Genomic DNA, 18366 nt, shown 5'->3' on the forward strand with positions numbered 1-18366 from the left:
TGGATGAAGATCTTGCCCGTTTTGTGCAACACCTTGCCGGCCTGGCCGGCACTTGAACGCCATTTCAACGAAGACATCCGGTCCCTGGATCTGCGCCAGGCCTTTGCCGCGGACGCGGGCCGGCTGGACGCGCTGAGCCAGCAGGCCCCGCATGTCTTCGCCGACCTGTCCAAGAACCTCTGGACCGAAGCCACCGAGACGCTGCTGCGCGAGCTGGCGCAGCAGGCCGGCGTGCTGGCCCAGCGCAACGCCATGCTGGCCGGCGAGCCCGTCAACTGCACCGAGGGCCGCGCCGTCATGCACTGGCTGCTGCGCATGCCGCGCGACGGCGGCCAGCTGCGTCACTGCGCCACCGTGCAGCAGTGGCAGCCGGCCATGCACGAGGCGCTGGCCCAGGTGCACGAGACGCTGGACGCCATGCTGGCCCTGGCCGAGCAGGTGCGTGGCGACGAGGGCATCACCGACATCGTGAACATCGGCATCGGCGGCTCGCACCTGGGCCCCGAAGTGGTGGTCAATGCGCTGGAGGACTGGGTCGATGCGGGCAAGAATTTCCATTTCGTCTCCAACGTCGATGGCCATGAGCTCGGCCATGTGCTGCGCCGCGTGCGCCCGCACAGCACGCTGTTCCTGATCGCCTCCAAATCCTTCACCACGGCCGAGACCATGCTCAACGCGCACTCGGCGCGCCGGTGGTTCCTGGAGCAAGGCGGCAGCGAGGACCCGCAGGCCGCGTGCTCCATCGACCGGCACTTCGTGGCGCTCACCACCAATGTGCAGGCCGCAGCCGACTTCGGCATCCGCCGCACGCTGGGATTCTGGGACTGGGTGGGCGGGCGTTTTTCGCTGTGGTCGGCCATCGGCCTGCCGGTGGCCATCGCCATCGGGGCGGCGCAGTTCCGTGCGCTGCTGGACGGCGCCCATGCCATGGACGCGCATTTCTTTTCCTCCGGCGTGGAGGGCAACCTGCCGCTGCGCCTGGGCCTGCTGGATGTCTGGTACCGCGATTTCTGCGGCTTCTCCAGCCGCTGCATTGCCCCCTACAGCCATGGCCTGCGGCGGCTGACCGCCTATCTGCAGCAGCTGGAGATGGAGAGCAACGGCAAGGGCGTGACGCGCGACGGGCAGACACTGCCTGTGCGCACGGCGCCCGTGATATGGGGCGAGCCCGGCACCAATGGCCAGCATGCCTTCTTCCAGATGCTGCACCAGGGCCAGGACGTGATTCCCGTGGAATTCATCGCGCTGCGCGACGGCGGCAAATACCTGGGCGCCCATCACCAGAGCCTGGTCGTCAACGCCATTGCCCAGGCCCAGGCCCTGATGGAGGGGCGCCACGGCGAGGGTGCGGAGCGCCATTGCGCGGGCAACCGGCCCAGCAGCTTCCTGCTGCTGCAGCAGCTCGATCCGGCATCGCTGGGCGCCCTGATCGCGCTGTACGAGCACCGTGTCTTCTCGGCCGGTGCAGTCTGGGGCATCAACAGCTTCGACCAATGGGGCGTGGAGCTGGGCAAGCACCTGGCGCGCCAGCTGCATGCGCGCCAGGACAGCGGCGACTGGCAGGGCGTCGATGCCTCGACGCAGGGCCTCATGCACCGGCTTGCGGCAGGGTCGGCCGGCTGACCGGGCGCTGCGGGCCTGTGGCCCCCGCGGCGCACCAGCAGGGTGCCGGGTCATGTGGGTGGAGCATGACCTTCTTCCATTTCATCGTTATGCACGGGCGCCTGATTGCTCGATAGTTGATGCAATCGCCTTGACGGCGGCCCTGCTTGCATGCAGCCAATGACGGCGGCTCGGCAGGGTGGAGGCGCAGCGCGCCTTCGGACCTGCAACAACTATCCAAGGAGACCCTCGATGCGATTCGTACTGGCCCATGTGGCGATGGCATGTGTGGTGGCGGCAACTGGCGCTGCCCATGCACAGGAAGCGGCCGGCACGCTGGACAAGATCCAGAGCACAGGCAAGGTGGTGATGGGCGTGCGCGAAAGCTCGGCGCCCATGGCCTATGCCTTCGGCACCACGCAGAAGTACGTGGGCTACCACGTGGAGCTGTGCGAGAAGGTGCTGGCCCAGATCGTGCCCAAGGCCAAGATCGAGTACATGGCCCTGACCTCGCAGAACACCATGCCCCTGGTGCAGAACGGCACCGTGGACATCGGCTGCGGCCCGACCACGAACAACCTCGCGCGCCAAAAGCAGGTGGCCTTTGCCGTGACCACCTACGTGAGCCAGGTGCGCATGGCCGTGCGTGCCGACTCGGGCATCACCTCCTTCAAGCAGCTCGACGGCAAGCCCGTGGCGGCCTCGGCCGGCACGACTGCCGTGCAGCTGCTGCGCAAGTACGGGCGCGACAATGGCGTGAACCTGCCCACCTCGCTGGGCAAGGACCATTTCGAGAGCTTTCTGATGCTCGAATCGGGCCGTGCCGATGCCTTCGTGCTGGACGACAACCTGCTGGCCGGCGTCATCGCCAACTCCAAGAACCCTGCAGGCTTCAAGATCGTGGGCGAGGTGCTGGGCTCCGAACCCATCGCCATCCTGTTTCGCCGCGACGATCCCGCCTTCAAGAAGGCCGTGGACGACGTGCTGGTCGGCATGATGGCCTCGGGCGAAGTGGCGAAGATCTACGACAAGTGGTTCGTGCAGCCCATTCCGCCCAAGAATGCCCCGCTGAACCTGCCCATGAGCGACATGCTCAAACAGCTGCTGCAAAAGCCCAACGACAAGCCGCTGGAGTCCTACGCGCAGCAGTGACCACGGGCCCGGACCCGGTCATCGCGACCGGGCCAGTTCGGCCACCGCCTGTGCCAGTGCCGCAATGCCTGCATCGATCTGATCGGTGGCAATGGAGGACAGGCGCAGCCGGAAAAAGGGGCAGGGCTGGCGCGGCGTCGCAAAGAACGCGCTGCCTGCCTCGATCAGCACGCCGTGGCGGCGCGCCACGGCGGCCAGCGCATCGGCATCCAGCCACGCCGGCGCCTGCACCCACAGCGATGCGCCGCCCTGGGGCTGGCGGAAGATGAAATCCGGCAGGTGTGCGCGCAGCGAGCGGTCCACCTGCGCCACGCGTTCCAGCATGGCCTGGTTCACGCGGCGCGCATGGGCTTCATGGTGGCCCAGCGACAGGAACAGCGCATAGGCGTGCTGCAGAAAGGCGCTGGGGTGGCGCACCATGGCATGGCGCAGCACGCGCAACTCGTCGATCAGCGCGCGCGGCGCGACGATGTAGCCCAGCCGCAGCGCGGGCGACAGGCTCTTGGACAGCGACCCCACATAGATCACGCGCCCGCCCTTGTCCAGGCTCTTGAGCGCGGGCATGGGCCTGCCCTGGTAGAGGTTCTCGGCCTCGTAGTCGTCCTCGATGATCACGAAATCGCCCTGCTCGGCGCGGCGCAGCAGTTGCTCGCGCCGCTGCAGGCTCAGCGTCACGGTGGTGGGGCTCTGGTGCGAGGGCGTGACGAACAGGTAGTCCAGCGGCGGCAGGCCATCGACCACCACGCCTTCCTCGTCCACGGCCACGGGCACCCAGTGCGGGCGGCGCAGCGAAAAGGTGTTGCGCGCATGCGGGTGGCCTGGCTCCTCGAAGCCCAGGCGCTGCGAGGGGTCCAGCAGCGCGTCGGCCAGCAGGTAGAAGGCCTGCTGCGCGCCCACGGTGACCAGGATCTCTTCCTTGAGCGCGAACACGCCGCGCCGGGGCAGCAGGCGCAGGCGGATCTGCTCGATCAGGTCGGGCACGTCGTCTGTCTCGAAGTCCGGCGTCCACTGCGGCAGCTGGGCGCGCGCCAGGCTGCGCGTGCAGCATTCCCGGAAGCCTTCGGTGGGAAACAGCGCGGGATCGTGCATGCCGTAGACGAAGGGGTAGGGGTACTCGCGCCACTGCAGCGGCTTGGACAGCGTGTGCCTGTCCGTCAGCGAGCGCAGCACGCGTGCAGACCAGTCCGGTGCGGGCTCCCCGGGACTTGTCGCAGGCAGGGCCACGGCGCCGTCCACACCAGCCAGGCGCGAATCCCGGGCCACGAACACGCCGCTGCGCGGGCGGGCTTCCAGAAAGCCTTCATCCACGAGCTGCTCGTAGACCGTGGTCACGGTATTGCGCGACACCTCCAGCAGGCGCGACAGCTCGCGCGAGGGCGGCATGGCCGCGCCGGGCGGCAGGCGGCCTTCGAGGATGGGCTGGACCAGGGCCAGGCGCAGGCGGTCCTTCAGGGGAAGGCCGGGCTGCTCGGGCAGCGCGAACAGGCGGGCCCACTGGTGGCGTGGGTCTGTGGCGGAAGGGGTGCTCATGGCGCAACGGAGGCAATCGGGGGGCGTTCTTGGCGCGGCCGGGCAGAGGGCGCGCGGTCGGCGCCATGTTGCGGTGCGGGTGCGGGCAAGTAAAGGTTTGGGCCGGCTGACGCGGGTAAACACCGGGCCTCTGGCTCCTACGTTTGGACGGCTGTGGCCCCCGCGGCCCGCGCCCTTGTTGCGTATTCTGGATTGAAGGCAGCGAGCCGCGCGGCCTGGCGATCCAACGAGGGAGACAGTCCATGCACACCATCACTTTCCGACGCCGCGCCCTGGCGGCCCTGGCCCTGGCCGGCGCGCTGGCGGGCCTGGCGGCCACGCCGCTGCAGGCCCAGGAGCCGCAGCGCGGCGGCACCCTGATCGTGGGCAGCACCCAGGTGCCACGGCACCTGAACGGCGCCGTGCAATCGGGCATTGCCACGGCCATGCCTTCCACCCAGCTGTTCGCCAGCCCGCTGCGCTTCGATGACCAGTGGAAGCCCCAGCCCTACCTGGCCGAGTCCTGGAAGCTGGCCGAGGACGGCAAGTCGCTGACCCTGAACCTGCGCAGGAATGCCGTGTTCCACGACGGCAAGCCCATCACCTCGGCCGACGTGGCCTTCTCCATCATGGCCATCAAGGCCAACCACCCGTTCCAGACCATGCTGGGGCCCGTGGAGAAGGTGGACACGCCCGACCCCTACACGGCCATCATCCGCATGAGCGCGCCGCATCCGGCCATCCTGCTGGCCATGAGCCCGGCGCTGGCGCCCATACTGCCCAAGCACATCTATGGCGACGGTGCCGACCTCAAGACCCATGCGCGCAACAGCGCCGACGTGGTGGGCTCGGGGCCGTTCAAGCTGACCGAGTTCCGCGCGGGCCAGCGCATCGTGATGGAGCGCTTCGACAAGTTCTTCCTGCCCGGCCTCCCCTACCTGGACAAGCTGGTCTTCAACATCGTGCCCGACTCCTCCAGCCTGCTGCTGAGCCTGGAGCGCGGCGACGTGCAGATGGTGCCCTACCTGCAGGCCTCCATCGACCTGAAGCGCCTGTCCACCAATCCCCAGATCACGCTGACCGGCAAGGGCTTCGAGGGCATAGGCTCGATCAACTGGCTGGCCATCAACACCGACAGGAAGCCGCTGGACGATGTGCGCGTGCGCAAGGCCATTGCGCATGCCATCGACAAGAACTTCATTACCAAGGCGCTGATGGGCGGCTTTGCCACCGTGGCCGACGGCCCCATCGTGGCGGCCAGCCCCTTTGCCTCGGCCGACCTGGTGCGCTATCCGCTGGACCTCAAGAAGTCGGCGGCCCTGCTGGACGAGGCCGGCCTCAAGCCCGGGGCCAATGGCGAGCGCTTCAAGATCACCATCGACTACCTGCCGGGCACGGACGAGCAGCAAAAGAACGTGGCCGAGTACGTGCGCGCCCAGCTCAAGAAGGTGGGCATCGCCGTCGATGTACGGGCCTCGGCCGATTTCCCGGCCTGGTCCCGGCGGCTGGCCACGCATGACTTCGACCTGTCCATGGACATCGTCTTCAACTGGGGCGACCCGGTCATCGGCGTGCACCGCAGCTACCTGTCCACCAACATCAAGCCCGTGGTCTGGACCAACACCCAGTCCTACCGCAATCCCAAGGTTGACGAGCTGCTGAACACGGCCAGCGGCACGCTGGACACGGCCGAGCGCAAGAAGCTCTATGCGGCCTTCCAGAAGACCGTGACGGACGAGCTGCCGGTGATCTTCATCAACAACTCGCCCTACCACACGGCTGCGCGCAAGAACGTGGGCAACCTGCCGACCACGGTCTGGGGGCCGGCCTCGCCCTATGACGAGATTTTCTTGAAGTAATCCAGGAGGACCCGGCCATGGCATTTCTCCGCACACTCCTCAAGCGGCTGCTGCAGGGCCTGGCGCTGGTGCTGGCCGTGGTGGTGCTGAACTTCATGCTGGTGCATGCGGCGCCCGGCGATCCCGTGGAGACCATTGCCGGCGCCAGCGGCGGCATGGAGCCCGAGCTCATGGCCGAGCTGCGCACACGCTACGGGCTGGACCGGCCGCTGCCCGTGCAGCTGGGCATCTACCTGGCGCGCGTGGCCAGTGGTGATCTGGGCTACTCCTACTTCTTCAACCTGCCGGTGGCGCAGATGATTGCCGAGCGCGTGCCCGCCACCTTGCTGCTGGTGCTGGCCGCCGTGCTCACGGCCTTCGTGGTGGGCACGCTGCTGGGCGTGCTGTCCTCGCGCCGGCCCAACGGCCTGCTGTCGCAGTGCATCACCGTGCTGTCCCTGGTGGGCTTTGCGGCGCCCGTGTTCTGGACCGGCATGCTGCTGGTGCTGGCGTTTGCCTCCTGGTGGCCCGTGCTGCCGGTGTCGGGCATGCGCTCGGCCGATGCCGCAGGCGGCGCGGGCCTTGCCGACCTGCTGGACGTGGCCCGGCACCTGGTGCTGCCTGCGCTGACACTGGCCCTGGTCTACCTGGCGCAGTACAGCCGGCTGTCACGCTCGTCCATGCTGGACGTGCTGGGCGCCGACTACATCCGCACGGCGCGCGCCAAGGGGCTGGCCGAGCATGTGGTGCTCTACCGCCATGCGCTGCGCAACGCGCTGCTGCCCGTGGTGACCATGCTGGGCCTGCAGTTCGGCAACGTCATGGCCGGCGCCATCATCGTGGAGACGGTCTTCAACTGGCCGGGCCTGGGCCGGCTGGCCTTCGACTCGGTGCTGCGGCGCGACTACCCGACCATCCTGGGCGTGCTGCTGTTCTCCTCCATCGTCGTGGTCGTGATGAACCTCGTCACCGACCTGTGCTACCGGCTGATCGATCCCCGCATCAAGGCGGCCTGAGACCATGAATGCCATCACACCACCTTCCGTGTCCGTGGCGAGCGTCGCGGCGCCTCAGGCCGCAGCCCATGCCGAGCACCCGGCGCGCGAAGCGCTGCGCATGTTCCTGCGCAACCCCTCGGCCATTGCCGGCATGGCCATGCTGCTCATTGTGCTGCTGGTGGCCATCGCCGGCCCCTGGATCTGGCCTGCGGACCCGTTCGAGATCCGCACCATGCCGCTGAGCCCGCCGTTCAGCGAGGAGGCCTGGCTGGGCAGCGACCAGCTGGGGCGCGACGTGCTCACGGGCATCATCCACGGCGGCCGCGCCACGCTGATGGTGGGCGCCTTCGCGGCTTTGCTGTCGGTGTGCATCGGCGTGACGCTGGGGGCGATGGCCGGCTACTACGGCGGCCGCGTCGATGCCCTGCTGATGCGCGTGACCGAGTTCTTCCAGGTGCTGCCTGCGCTGCTGTTCGCCATGGTGGTGGTGACGCTGTTCTCGCCCTCGCTGGTGACGGTCACGCTGGCCATCGGCAGCGTCAGCTGGCCGGCCACGGCGCGGTTGACGCGGGCCGAGTTCATGCGCATCCGCCAGCTTGAATTCGTGCGCGCGGAGAGCGCCATCGGCGCGCGCCACGGCCGCATCATCTGGAAGGTGATCCTGCCCAACGCGCTGCCGCCGCTGGTGGTGTCGGCCACGCTGGCCGTGGGCGCCGCCATCCTGTTCGAGGCAGGCCTGTCCTTCCTGGGCCTGGGGGACCCCAACCAGATGAGCTGGGGCCTGATGATCGGGTCGGCCCGCCAATACCTGCTGTCGTGCTGGTGGGCCGTGGCCTTTCCTGGTGCTGCCATCTTCGTCACCGTGCTGGCCGTCAGCCTGATCGGCGACGGCCTCAACGATGCACTCAACCCCAAGCTGAGGGAGCGCTGATGGACACCGATACCCCCCTGTTGCAAGTCAGCGGCCTGCGCGTGGCCTTCCAGGGCCGGCGCGGCCAGGCCACGGTGCTCAACGGCGTGGATTTCGATCTGCGCGCGGGCGAGACCCTGTGCGTGGTCGGCGAATCCGGCTGCGGCAAGAGCATGACGGCGCTGGCGCTGCTGCGCCTCATTCCCTCGCCTCCGGGCCGCATCACGGGCGGGCAGGTGCGCTTCCAGGGCGAGGACCTGGTGGCCGCCGGCGAGGCCCATATGCGCCAGGTGCGCGGCAACCGCATCTCCATGATCTTCCAGGAGCCGATGACCTCGCTGAACCCGGTGCTCACCGTGGGCGAGCAGATCGCCGAGCCGCTGCGCCTGCACGCCGGCCTGGACGCGGCCGCCGCGCGCCAGCGCGCGGTGGAGATGCTCCGGCAGGTCGGCATCCCCGCGCCCGAGCGGCGCGTGCACGAGTACCCGCACCAGCTGTCGGGCGGCATGCGCCAGCGCGTGATGATCGCCATGGCCCTGGCCTGCCGGCCCGACATCCTGATCGCCGACGAGCCCACCACGGCGCTGGACGTGACTGTGCAGGCCCAGATCTTCGACCTGCTGCGCGAGCTGCAGCGCGACAAGGGCACGGCCATCGTGCTGATCACGCATGACATGGGGGCCGTGGCCGAGATGGCCGACCGCGTCATGGTCATGTATGCGGGCCGCGTGATCGAGCAGGGCCGCTGCGAGCAGGTGCTGTCGGCGCCCGCCCATCCGTACACGCGCGGCCTGATCGCCTGCCTGCCCGAGCTGGGCAGCAGCCAGGCAGGCGGGCGCACCGAGCTGCCCGAGATCCCCGGCGTCGTGCCCTCGATCTGGGAGTTGGGCAGCGGCTGCGCCTTTCGTGCGCGCTGCCGCGAGGCCCAGCCGCGCTGCGCCAGCGAGGCGCCGCCGCTGGTCGCGCTGGATGATCCATCCCACGGCGTGGCCTGCTGGCTGCACGCTCCCGCTTCCCGCATCCGCGCCCACACGGAGGCCCTGGCATGAACGCACGCATGGACGATACCCTCTTGCAGGTGGACGATCTCCAGGTCCACTTTCCGCGCCCGGGCAAGGGCCTGTTCGGCAGGCCCGAGGTGGTCAAGGCCGTGGACGGCGTGTCCTTCAGCCTGCGGCGCGGCAGCACGCTGGCCGTGGTGGGCGAGTCGGGCTCGGGCAAGACCACCACGGCGCTGGCCGTGATGCGCCTGGCGCCCGTGACGGCAGGCCGCATGCAGCTGGGCGATACCGACCTGGGTGGCCTGTCGGGCGAGGCCCTGCGCCAGGCGAGGCGGCGCATGCAGATCGTGTTCCAGGACCCGTTTTCCTCGCTGAATCCGCGACAGCGCGCGGGCGATGCGGTGCGCGCTCCGCTGGACCTGATGGACGTGGGCACGCCGGCCGAGCGCGAGGCGCGCGTGGCCGAGCTGTTCACCCAGGTCGGCCTGCGGCCCGAACAGCGCCAGCTGTTCCCGCACCAGTTCTCGGGCGGCCAGCGCCAGCGCATCAACATCGCGCGCGCCCTGGCCACGCGGCCCGAACTCGTGGTCTGCGACGAACCCGTGTCGGCGCTGGACATCGCCATCCGCGCCCAGATCCTCAACCTGCTGGCGCGGCTGCAGCGCGAGCTGGGCCTGAGCTACCTGTTCATCTCGCACGACATGGCCGTGGTCGAGCACATCTGCGACGACATCGCCGTCATGTACCTGGGCCAGATCGTGGAGCGCGCACCGCGCCAGGCTTTCTTCGCGCGGCCGCTGCATCCCTACAGCGTGGCCCTGATGTCGGCCGTGCCCACGGTGCGCGGCGGGCGCGAGCGCGCGGCGCGGCGCATCCGGCTGGCCGGCGATCCGCCCAGTCCCATCGACCCGCCTGCGGGCTGCCGCTTCGCCGGGCGCTGTCCCGTGGCCGTGCCTGCGTGCTCGGCCGAGGCGCCACCGCTGCGCGAAGCCGCCCCCGGCCACTGGGTGCGCTGCATCCGCGTGGACCACATCGATGGCGTGCCGCGCGCGCCGCTGGCCCTGTGAACCCGGAGCACCCGCCACCATGAGCATCACCGTCTACGCCGCCCGCAAGATCATCACCATGAACCCCATGCAGCCCGAGGCCACGCACGTGGCCGTGCGCGACGGGCGCATCCTCGCGGTCGGGGACCTGGCCCGCTGCACGGCCTGGGGCGAATGCCGCATCGACGAGCGCTTTGCCGACCAGGTGCTGCTGCCCGGGCTGGTGGAGGGCCACTGCCACCTCAAGGAGGGCAGCATGTGGGACTGGACATACACGGGCTGGTTCGACCGGCGAGACCCCGATGGCAAGACCTGGCCCGGCCTGCGCTCCATGGATGCCGTGGTGGACCGCCTGGCCGAGGTGGCGTCGCGCATGGATGCGCAGGGCCTGCCGCCCGGGCAGCCGCTGATCGCCTGGGGGTTCGATCCCATCTACTTCGGCGGCGAGCGCATGACGGTGGAGCACCTGGACCGGGCCGCAGGAGGCCGTCCCGTCGTGATCTCGCACGCCAACGGCCATTTGATGAACGTCAACAGCGCCATGCTGCGCCTGGCCGAGATCACGCGTGACAACGAGGTCGAGGGCGTGGTGCGCTTTGCACCCGGCCACGCCCTGGCCGGCGAGCCCACGGGCGAACTGCAGGAGCCGGCCGCCATGTTCCTGGTGCTGCGCAAGATCGGCAACGCCGGGCTGCTGGCGCCCATGACCGAGGCCGGTGTGCGCTCCTTCGCCCGCTTGGCCTGCCGCCAGGGCGTGACCACGGCCACCGACCTGGTCAACAAACTGGGTGAGCAGGACTGCCGCGTGCTGGAGGCCGCGCTGGCCGACGACCAGGTGCCCATCCGCATCCTGCCCGCCTTCCAGGCGTTTCACGGCACGCATGGCGCCGAGGCCGGTGCCGAGCATGTGCGCACGCTCATGGCGCGCAACACCGACCGGCTGCGCTACGGCCTGGTCAAGATGATGCTGGACGGCTCCATCCAGGGCTTTTCGGCGCGCCTGCGCTGGCCCGGTCACTACAACGGCGCGCCCAACGGCATCTGGGTCACCGCGCCCGCGCAGTACGAGGCCGATTTCGAGACCTACCACCGCGCAGGCCTGCTCATCCATACGCACACCAATGGCGACGAGGCCAGCGAGGCCGCCATCGACGCCATAGGCCGCGTGCTGGCCCGCGCCCCCCGGCCCGACCACCGCCACACGCTGCAGCATGGCCAGATGATCGATGCGCCGCTGTTTCGCCGCATGGCGGCGCTGGGCCTGTGCGCCAACCTGTTCGCCAACCACCTCTGGTACTGGGGCGACCAGCACTACGAGATGACCATGGGGCCGGACCGGGCCATGCGGCTCGATGCCTGCGCCAGCGCGCTGGCCGCCGGCGTGCCGCTGGCCATCCATTCGGATGCGCCCGTCACGCCGCTGGGGCCGCTGTTCACCGCCTGGTGCGCGGTCCACCGGATCACGCCCAAGGGCCGCGTGCTGGGCGCGGCCGAGCGCCTGACCGTGGCCCAGGCCCTGCATGCGGTCACGCTGGGCGCGGCCTGGACGCTGAAGCTGGACCACGAGATCGGCAGCATCGAATGCGGCAAGCGCGCCGACTTCTGCGTGCTGGAGGACGATCCGCTGTCCCTGGACCCCATGGTGCTCAAGGACCTCCGGGTCTGGGGCACGGTGCTGTCGGGGCGCGTCTTCAAGGCGGCATGACATGGGACAGCGGTTGCCGTTCACGGTCATCGGCGGCTTCCTGGGCGCCGGCAAGACCACGCTGCTCAACCACTGGCTGCGCCATGCGGATGGCCAGCGGCTGGCCGTGCTGGTCAACGACTTCGGCGCGCTCAACATCGATGCAGGCCTGATCAAGGACCACAGCGGCGACACCATCGCGCTGACCAATGGCTGCGTGTGCTGCCAGATCGGCGATGACCTGTCCATGGCCCTGATCGGCGTGCTGCAGCAACGCGAGCGCTTCGACGCCGTGGTGGTCGAGGCCAGCGGCGTCTCCGATCCCTGGCGCATCGCCCAATTGGGCCTGGCCGACCCGGGTCTGGCGCTGGACGGCGTCATCGTGGTCGTCGATGCCGCGGCCCTGCCCGGGCAGGCGGCCGATCCGCTGCTGGCCGACACGCTGCAGCGTCAGGTGGCCCGGGCCGACCTGATCATCGTCAACAAGACCGATCTGGCCGATGCCCGGACCCTGGAGCGCGTGCACGGCTGGATAGCCAGCCACGCGCCAGCCGCGCAACGCTGCGATGTGCGCGAAGCCCGGGTGCCCGTGCAACTGCTCAGCGGCGCAGCCCTCCTGCGTGGTGCGCGGGAGGTCTCATGGGGTACTGGCACTGCGCGCCCCATGCATGGCCGGCAGTTCGAGACCTGGTCCTGCCAGCCGCCCGGGGGGCTGTGCGAGACGGCCCTGCAGGCGTGGCTGCAGGCCATGCCGGCTGGCGTGCTGCGGCTCAAGGGCGTGGTGCAGACCGGGGCGGGCCAGTGGAGCGAGCTTCAGTTTGCCGGGCGCAGCGGCCGGCTGCGTGCCGCATCAGCGCCCGCGCCCGCGCAGCAGCAGGTGCCCGCCATCGTGGCCATCGGCCTGGCCGGGCAGTTGCCGGTGGCGGCGCTGCAGGCGCTGGTGGCAGGCGCTGCAGGCGTCAGGGCTGCGGGCCGTCCCGCATGAAATCCTGGGCTGCCTGCTGCAGCCACTCGCGCAGGCTTTGCAGCGGCGGGTAGTTGCCGCGGCTCGTGGGCCAGGCCAGGTAGTAGCGCTCGGCGCTTTCCATCTCGGGCAGATGGGGCAGGGCACGCACCAGATCGCCCTGTGCGAGTTCGCGCTCGATCAGAAAACGTGGCAGCAAGGCCACGCCCACGCCGGCGATGGCGGCCTGGGCGGCGGTGGCGAACTGGTCGAACAGCATGCCCTGGCCCTCGGCCATGGGCGCGTGGTGCACGGACAGCCAGCGCTGCCAGGCATCGGGGCGCGATGCCAGGTGCAGCAGCGGCGCCTGCAGCAGGTCCTGGGGCTGGGCAAAGCCATGCTGGGCCAGCAGGGCGGGGCTGCAGGCAGGCACCACGGTCTCGCTCATCAGAAAGGCCAGCTCGGCGCCCGGCCAGTGCGGCAGGCCGAAATGGATGGCGGCGTCCACGGCTTCGAGCTGGAAGTCGAATTGGGACAGCCGCGTCGTCAGGTTGATGGTGATGCCCGGGTGGGCGCTGAAGAACTGCGGCAGGCGCGGCGCCAGCCAGCGCGTGCCGAAGGTGGGCAGGATGGCCAGGTTCAGGCTGCCGCCGCGCGGGTTGGCCCGAAAACCCAGCGTGGCCGTGGAGATGCGCATCAGCGCGCCCCGGATTTCCTGCGCATAGGCCTGGCCGGCCGGGCTCAGGCGCACGGTCTGGCGCTCGCGCACAAAGAGCTCCGCCTCCAGCCGCTCCTCCAGCGCTCGGATCTGGCGGCTGACGGCGCTTTGCGTCAGGTGCAGCTCGGCCGCAGCTGCCGTGAAGCTCTGGTGCCGGGCCGCTGCCTCGAAGGCGCACAGCAGGGACATGGGGGGCAGGAAACGGCGGGACAGCAGCATGGCAGGGAGCGGTGGGGCAATCGTGGGAGGGGCATTCTGTTTGGGAATGACCTATGGGCCTGATTATCGTTTGACCAGGCTCAAGGCGCAGACCTAGCATGCGTGCCAGGAATTCACCATGCCGCAGGCTGATCTGCGGCCCAACCATCAGTCCCCACGAGCACCATGTCCTCTACGTCCGCCAACGCCTTCGTGCCTTCCGACGAGATCCGCGCGCGCTTTTCCAGCGCCATGTCCGAGATGTACCGCGATGAAGTGCCCCAGTACGGCACGCTGATCGAGCTCGTGGCTGACATCAACCAGCGCACCCTGCAGGCCGAGCCTGAGCTGCTGGCCCGGATGCAGCGCAGCGGCGAGCTGGCCCGCCTGGGCGTGGAGCGCCACGGCGCCATCCGCGTGGGCACGGCCGCCGAGCTGTCCATGCTGCGCCGCCTGTTCGCCATCATGGGCATGGAGCCCGTGGGCTACTACGACCTGTCGGTGGCCGGCGTGCCCGTGCACTCCACGGCCTTCCGTCCCGTCAGCGATGCCGCGCTGCTGGCCAATCCCTTCCGCGTCTTCACCTCGCTGCTGCGCCTGGACCTGATCGCCGACGAGGCGCTGCGCGCCCAGGCCGCCGCCATCCTGGCGCGCCGCAACATCTTCACCGAGCGCGCGCTGGCGCTGATCGCCCAGTCCGAGGCCAACGGCGGCCTCACCGATGCCGAGGCCGATGAATTCGTCGGCGAGGCGCTGGAGACCTTCCGCTGGCACAGCGAGTCCACCGTGGACGGCACCACCTACGACGCGCTGCACAAGGCCCACCGCCTGATCGCCGACGTGGTCTGCTTCAAGGGCCCGCACATCAACCACCTGACGCCGCGCACCCTGGACATCGATGCAGCCCAGGCCGCCATGCCCGCACGCGGCATGGACGCCAAGGACGTGGTCGAAGGCCCGCCGCGCCGCGCCTGCCCCATCCTGCTGCGCCAGACCAGCTTCAAGGCGCTCAAGGAGACCGTGCGTTTTGCCGGCGATGCCACGGGCGCAGGCTCGCACACGGCGCGCTTCGGCGAGATCGAGCAGCGCGGCGTGGCGCTCACGCGCAAGGGCCGCGCGCTCTACGACCAGCTGCTGGCCCAGGTGCGCGACATGGGCAGCGCGGGCAGTGCCGCACCCGACTACGGCAGCCGCCTGGCCCAGGTCTTCGAGGCTTTCCCCGACACGCATGAGCAGCTGCGCCGCCAGGACCTGGCCTTCTACCGCTTCACGCTGAGCGATGAGGGAGCCGCCCTGGCCGCAGGCGAGGCCGCCGCGGCCGCCGCCTCGGACCTGGACGCCCTGATCGCCCGTGGCCTGGCCCAGGCCGAGCCCATCGTCTATGAGGACTTCCTGCCCGTGAGCGCGGCCGGCATCTTCCAGTCCAACCTGGGCGGCGAAGAGCAAAAGCAGTACGCGGCCCATGCGGCCCAGCAGGCCTTCGAGGCCGACCTGGGTGCGCGCGTGCATGACGAGATCGCGCTGTACGAGCAGGCGCAGCAGCGCTCCATTGACCAGCTGCGCAGCGCGCTGCGCACCCAGGCCGCCCAGGCTGTGGCCTGACCGGCTGCCTGGATGCCGGCTTTGGCCGGCATCCACCCTGTATCCCCTTTCCCGGGGCGCATGCGCAGGCGCCAGGCCTGTGCACGCGCCCCTTTGTTTTTTGCAAAGCCGCAAGAGGCCTTCATGAGCACTGCAGACCTGGGCATTCAGTCGCCCACCGCCCATCTGTTCAACCCGCTGTTCGCACATCCCGAAGGCTCGCCCATACGCGAGCTGTTTCCCTATCTGAGCCGCCCCGGCATGCTCTCGCTGGCGGGCGGCTATCCCTCGCCCAGCCTGTTCGATGCCGAAGGCCTGCAACAGGCCGCGATGGCCGCTTTGCAGCAGGACGCTGCCGCCAGCCTGCAGTACGGCGCCAGCGAAGGCCAGCTGCCGCTGCGCGAAGCCCTGGCCGCACTGTGCGCCACGCGCGGCATTGCCTGCACGCCGGCCGACATGATCGTGACCACGGGCTCGCAACAGGCCTTCGACCTGCTGGTCAAGGTGCTGGTGGAGCCTGGCGATCCGGTGCTGGTCGAGGTGCCCGCCTACCCGGCCACGCTGCAGACGCTCAAGCTGGCCCAGGCACAGGTCGTGGCCGTGCCCACGGATGAACACGGCCTGGACACCGGTGCCCTGGCCAGCCTGCTGGCGCAGTGGCCCCATGCGCGCCGCCCCAAGCTGCTCTACACCGTGCCCAACTTCTCCAACCCGGGCGGCACGCTGCTGCCCGCGGCGCGGCGCGAGGCCCTGGTGGCGCTGGCGCGCCAGCACGGCTTTGCCATCGTCGAGGACGATCCCTATGGCGAGCTGCGCTTTACCGGCCAGCGCGAGCCGTCGATCTACGAAACAGGCCTGGCGCAGTGCGGCGCCCAGTCCAACCCCGTGGTCTACCTGTCCAGCCTGTCCAAGACCGTGGCACCGGCGCTGCGCATCGGCTGGATGCTGGCCGACGCCCAATTGCTGCGCCGCTGCACCATCGCCAAGCAGACGGCCGACCTGTGCACCTCGCCGCTGGCGCAGATGATCGCCGCGCACTATCTGCGCTCGGGCCGCTATGCACCCCAGCTGGCCCAGGCCTGCGCCGAGTACGCGGCGCGCATGGATGCGCTGTGCTCGGGCATGCAGTCGGCCCTGGGCGAGCAGATCCGCTTCGTGCGGCCTGCGGGCGGCATGTTCGTCTGGGCGCAGCTGCTGCCGCCACAACGGCATGCGGGCGAGCCCGAGGCCCTGGCCCGGGCGCTGTTCACGGCCGCTGTGGAGCAGGGCGTGCTCTATGTGCCAGGCAAGGCCTTCTTCCCGGCCGAGGCGGCGCAGCAGGCCGGCCTGTGCATGCGCCTGTCGTATGCGGCGCCCACCGTGCCCCAGATCACCGAGGCCGTGGCGCGCCTGGGCCGGGCCTGGGGCCAGGCCGTGTCCTGAGGACATCGGCAACAGCGTTCATGCAATGAAAAAGGCCGCCCGAGGGCGGCCTTTTTCTTGCGGGGCAAACCGGGCATGGCGCAAGGCCTGCCCGGTTGCGGCGGGCAATTACATGCCCATGCCGCCCATGCCACCCATGCCGCCCATGTCGGGCATGGCGGGGGCGCCTTCAGCCTTGGGGGACTCGGCGATCATGGCTTCGGTCGTCAGCAGCAGCGATGCCACGGAAGCGGCGTTCTGCAGGGCCGTACGCGTCACCTTGGTCGGGTCCAGGATACCCATTTCCAGCATGTCGCCGTAGGTGTCGTTGGCGGCGTTGAAGCCGTAGTTGCCCGAGCCGTTCAGCACGGCGTTGACCACCACCGAGGGCTCGCCACCGGCGTTGGCCACGATTTCGCGCAGGGGCGCTTCGATGGCCTTCATGATCAGCTTGATGCCGGCGTCCTGCTCGGCGTCGCCGGTCTTCAGTTCGCCCACGGCTTGCTTGGCACGCAGCAGAGCCACGCCGCCGCCGGCCACGATGCCTTCTTCCACAGCAGCGCGGGTAGCGTGCAGGGCGTCTTCAACGCGGGCCTTCTTTTCCTTCATCTCGACTTCGGTGGCAGCGCCGACCTTGATCACGGCCACGCCGCCGGCCAGCTTGGCCACGCGCTCTTGCAGCTTTTCGCGGTCGTAGTCGCTGGTGGCTTCTTCGATCTGGATGCGGATCTGCTTGACGCGGGCTTCGATTTCAGCAGCTTGGCCAGCACCGTCGATGATGGTGGTGTTTTCCTTGCCGATTTCGATGCGCACTGCCTGGCCCAGGTCTTCCAGGGTCACCTTGTCCAGCGCCAGGCCCACTTCTTCAGCGATGACCTTGCCGCCCGTCAGGATGGCGATGTCTTCCAGCATGGCCTTGCGGCGGTCGCCGAAGCCAGGAGCCTTGACAGCCACAACCTTCAGGATGCCGCGGATGGTGTTGACCACCAGCGTTGCCAGGGCTTCGCCTTCGACGTCTTCTGCAATGATCAGCAGGGGACGGCCGGCCTTTGCCACGGCTTCCAGCGTGGGCAGCAGGTCGCGGATGTTGCTGATCTTCTTGTCGAACAGCAGCACGAAGGGGTTGTCCAGCAGGGCAACCTGCTTTTCGGGGTTGTTGATGAAGTAGGGCGACAGGTAGCCGCGGTCGAACTGCATGCCCTCGACGACGTCGAGTTCGTTGGCCAGCGACTTGCCTTCTTCAACGGTGATCACGCCTTCCTTGCCGACCTTGTCCATGGCTTCGGCAATGATGCTGCCCACGGATTCGTCGGAGTTGGCGGAGATCGAGCCGACCTGGGCGATTTCCTTGGAGGTGGTGGTGGCCTTGGATTGCTTCTTCAGCTCTTCCACCAGGGCGGCGACAGCCTTGTCGATGCCGCGCTTGAGGTCCATGGGGTTCAGGCCGGCGGCCACGTACTTGATGCCTTCGCGGACGATGGCCTGTGCCAGCACGGTGGCGGTGGTCGTGCCGTCACCGGCGATGTCGTTGGTCTTGGAGGCCACTTCCTTCACGAGCTGGGCGCCCATGTTCTGCAGCTTGTCCTTGAGTTCCACTTCCTTGGCGACCGACACGCCGTCCTTGGTCACGGTGGGGGCGCCGAAGGAGCGCTCCAGCACCACGTTGCGGCCCTTGGGGCCCAGCGTGACCTTGACCGCGTTGGCCAGGATGTTCACGCCTTCAACCATGCGGGCGCGTGCTTCGCCGCCGAAAACTACGTCTTTTGCTGCCATTTCAATTCTCCG

At 69.1% G+C, this 18366-nt stretch carries 14 protein-coding genes; 11 read left to right on the top strand and 3 right to left on the bottom strand.

The features are described from left to right. The first annotated feature begins 3 nt into the window (after positions 1-3). Entirely contained in the window at positions 4-1623 is a 1620-nt protein-coding gene (pgi, locus tag GRX31_RS11895) for a glucose-6-phosphate isomerase (protein WP_160852852.1), read from the top strand. Positions 1624-1854: 231 nt separating this feature from the next. Beyond that, the gene (locus GRX31_RS11900; RefSeq protein ID WP_016448714.1) at positions 1855-2754 is read left to right on the top strand and encodes a transporter substrate-binding domain-containing protein; all 900 of its coding nucleotides are present in this window, start codon (positions 1855-1857) and stop codon (positions 2752-2754) included. Between the two features lie 18 nt (positions 2755-2772). Here the strand turns inward: GRX31_RS11900 and pdxR are convergent, their stop codons facing one another. Then, positions 2773-4284 (bottom strand): MocR-like pyridoxine biosynthesis transcription factor PdxR, encoded by a 1512-nt coding sequence (gene pdxR / locus GRX31_RS11905; protein WP_160852854.1) that lies wholly within the window; start codon positions 4282-4284, stop codon positions 2773-2775. Between the two features lie 242 nt (positions 4285-4526). On the opposite strand from pdxR, the gene GRX31_RS11910 reads away from it, so the two are divergent. The 7 genes from GRX31_RS11910 to GRX31_RS11940 are packed head-to-tail and all read left to right on the top strand — an operon-like array spanning position 4527 to position 12725. Continuing rightward, positions 4527-6122 (top strand): ABC transporter substrate-binding protein, encoded by a 1596-nt coding sequence (locus tag GRX31_RS11910; RefSeq protein ID WP_160852856.1) that lies wholly within the window; start codon positions 4527-4529, stop codon positions 6120-6122. Between the two features lie 17 nt (positions 6123-6139). After that, entirely contained in the window at positions 6140-7117 is a 978-nt protein-coding gene (locus GRX31_RS11915; protein WP_012207467.1) for an ABC transporter permease, read from the top strand. 4 nt (positions 7118-7121) lie between these two features. After that, entirely contained in the window at positions 7122-8030 is a 909-nt protein-coding gene (locus tag GRX31_RS11920) for an ABC transporter permease (RefSeq protein ID WP_047218859.1), read from the top strand. Beyond that, a complete protein-coding gene (locus tag GRX31_RS11925) occupies positions 8030-9058 on the top strand; it encodes an ABC transporter ATP-binding protein (protein ID WP_047471800.1) in 1029 nt (342 codons plus the stop codon). The genes GRX31_RS11920 and GRX31_RS11925 overlap by 1 nt, the downstream gene beginning before the upstream one ends. After that, positions 9055-10077 (top strand): ABC transporter ATP-binding protein, encoded by a 1023-nt coding sequence (locus GRX31_RS11930; protein ID WP_016450885.1) that lies wholly within the window; start codon positions 9055-9057, stop codon positions 10075-10077. Before GRX31_RS11925 ends, GRX31_RS11930 begins: the two co-directional genes overlap by 4 nt. A gap of 19 nt (positions 10078-10096) precedes the next feature. Next, the gene (locus GRX31_RS11935) at positions 10097-11761 is read left to right on the top strand and encodes an amidohydrolase (protein ID WP_160852858.1); all 1665 of its coding nucleotides are present in this window, start codon (positions 10097-10099) and stop codon (positions 11759-11761) included. A gap of 1 nt (position 11762) precedes the next feature. After that, entirely contained in the window at positions 11763-12725 is a 963-nt protein-coding gene (locus tag GRX31_RS11940; RefSeq protein ID WP_016450887.1) for a CobW family GTP-binding protein, read from the top strand. On the opposite strand, the gene GRX31_RS11945 is transcribed toward GRX31_RS11940, so the two are convergent. Then, complete coding sequence (locus GRX31_RS11945) at positions 12700-13620, bottom strand: LysR family transcriptional regulator (RefSeq protein WP_012207461.1); 921 nt, start codon at positions 13618-13620, stop codon at positions 12700-12702. The genes GRX31_RS11940 and GRX31_RS11945 overlap by 26 nt on opposite strands. 165 nt (positions 13621-13785) lie before the next feature. Here GRX31_RS11945 and hglS point away from each other — a divergent pair, with 165 nt between their 5' ends. Then, the gene (hglS, locus tag GRX31_RS11950; RefSeq protein WP_160852860.1) at positions 13786-15201 is read left to right on the top strand and encodes a 2-oxoadipate dioxygenase/decarboxylase HglS; all 1416 of its coding nucleotides are present in this window, start codon (positions 13786-13788) and stop codon (positions 15199-15201) included. A gap of 123 nt (positions 15202-15324) precedes the next feature. Then, positions 15325-16602 (top strand): aminotransferase-like domain-containing protein, encoded by a 1278-nt coding sequence (locus GRX31_RS11955; protein ID WP_034364479.1) that lies wholly within the window; start codon positions 15325-15327, stop codon positions 16600-16602. Positions 16603-16710: 108 nt separating this feature from the next. Here the strand turns inward: GRX31_RS11955 and groL are convergent, their stop codons facing one another. Next, positions 16711-18354 (bottom strand): chaperonin GroEL, encoded by a 1644-nt coding sequence (gene groL, locus GRX31_RS11960; protein ID WP_016445455.1) that lies wholly within the window; start codon positions 18352-18354, stop codon positions 16711-16713. Positions 18355-18366 lie beyond the last annotated feature (12 nt).

The organism is Delftia sp. CH05 (genome assembly GCF_009827015.1).
Taxonomy (GTDB): domain Bacteria; phylum Pseudomonadota; class Gammaproteobacteria; order Burkholderiales; family Burkholderiaceae_C; genus Comamonas; species Comamonas tsuruhatensis.

What these genes read in the sequence shown, in the direction of transcription:
- pgi (WP_160852852.1), top strand. Translation starts at nt 4, where the DNA reads ATGAAGATCTTGCCCGTTTTGTGCAACACCTTGCCGGCCTGGCCGGCA.
- GRX31_RS11900 (WP_016448714.1), top strand. Translation starts at nt 1,855, where the DNA reads ATGCGATTCGTACTGGCCCATGTGGCGATGGCATGTGTGGTGGCGGCA.
- pdxR (WP_160852854.1), bottom strand. Translation starts at nt 4,284, where the DNA reads ATGAGCACCCCTTCCGCCACAGACCCACGCCACCAGTGGGCCCGCCTG.
- GRX31_RS11910 (WP_160852856.1), top strand. Translation starts at nt 4,527, where the DNA reads ATGCACACCATCACTTTCCGACGCCGCGCCCTGGCGGCCCTGGCCCTG.
- GRX31_RS11915 (WP_012207467.1), top strand. Translation starts at nt 6,140, where the DNA reads ATGGCATTTCTCCGCACACTCCTCAAGCGGCTGCTGCAGGGCCTGGCG.
- GRX31_RS11920 (WP_047218859.1), top strand. Translation starts at nt 7,122, where the DNA reads ATGAATGCCATCACACCACCTTCCGTGTCCGTGGCGAGCGTCGCGGCG.
- GRX31_RS11925 (WP_047471800.1), top strand. Translation starts at nt 8,030, where the DNA reads ATGGACACCGATACCCCCCTGTTGCAAGTCAGCGGCCTGCGCGTGGCC.
- GRX31_RS11930 (WP_016450885.1), top strand. Translation starts at nt 9,055, where the DNA reads ATGAACGCACGCATGGACGATACCCTCTTGCAGGTGGACGATCTCCAG.
- GRX31_RS11935 (WP_160852858.1), top strand. Translation starts at nt 10,097, where the DNA reads ATGAGCATCACCGTCTACGCCGCCCGCAAGATCATCACCATGAACCCC.
- GRX31_RS11940 (WP_016450887.1), top strand. Translation starts at nt 11,763, where the DNA reads ATGGGACAGCGGTTGCCGTTCACGGTCATCGGCGGCTTCCTGGGCGCC.
- GRX31_RS11945 (WP_012207461.1), bottom strand. Translation starts at nt 13,620, where the DNA reads ATGCTGCTGTCCCGCCGTTTCCTGCCCCCCATGTCCCTGCTGTGCGCC.
- hglS (WP_160852860.1), top strand. Translation starts at nt 13,786, where the DNA reads ATGTCCTCTACGTCCGCCAACGCCTTCGTGCCTTCCGACGAGATCCGC.
- GRX31_RS11955 (WP_034364479.1), top strand. Translation starts at nt 15,325, where the DNA reads ATGAGCACTGCAGACCTGGGCATTCAGTCGCCCACCGCCCATCTGTTC.
- groL (WP_016445455.1), bottom strand. Translation starts at nt 18,354, where the DNA reads ATGGCAGCAAAAGACGTAGTTTTCGGCGGCGAAGCACGCGCCCGCATG.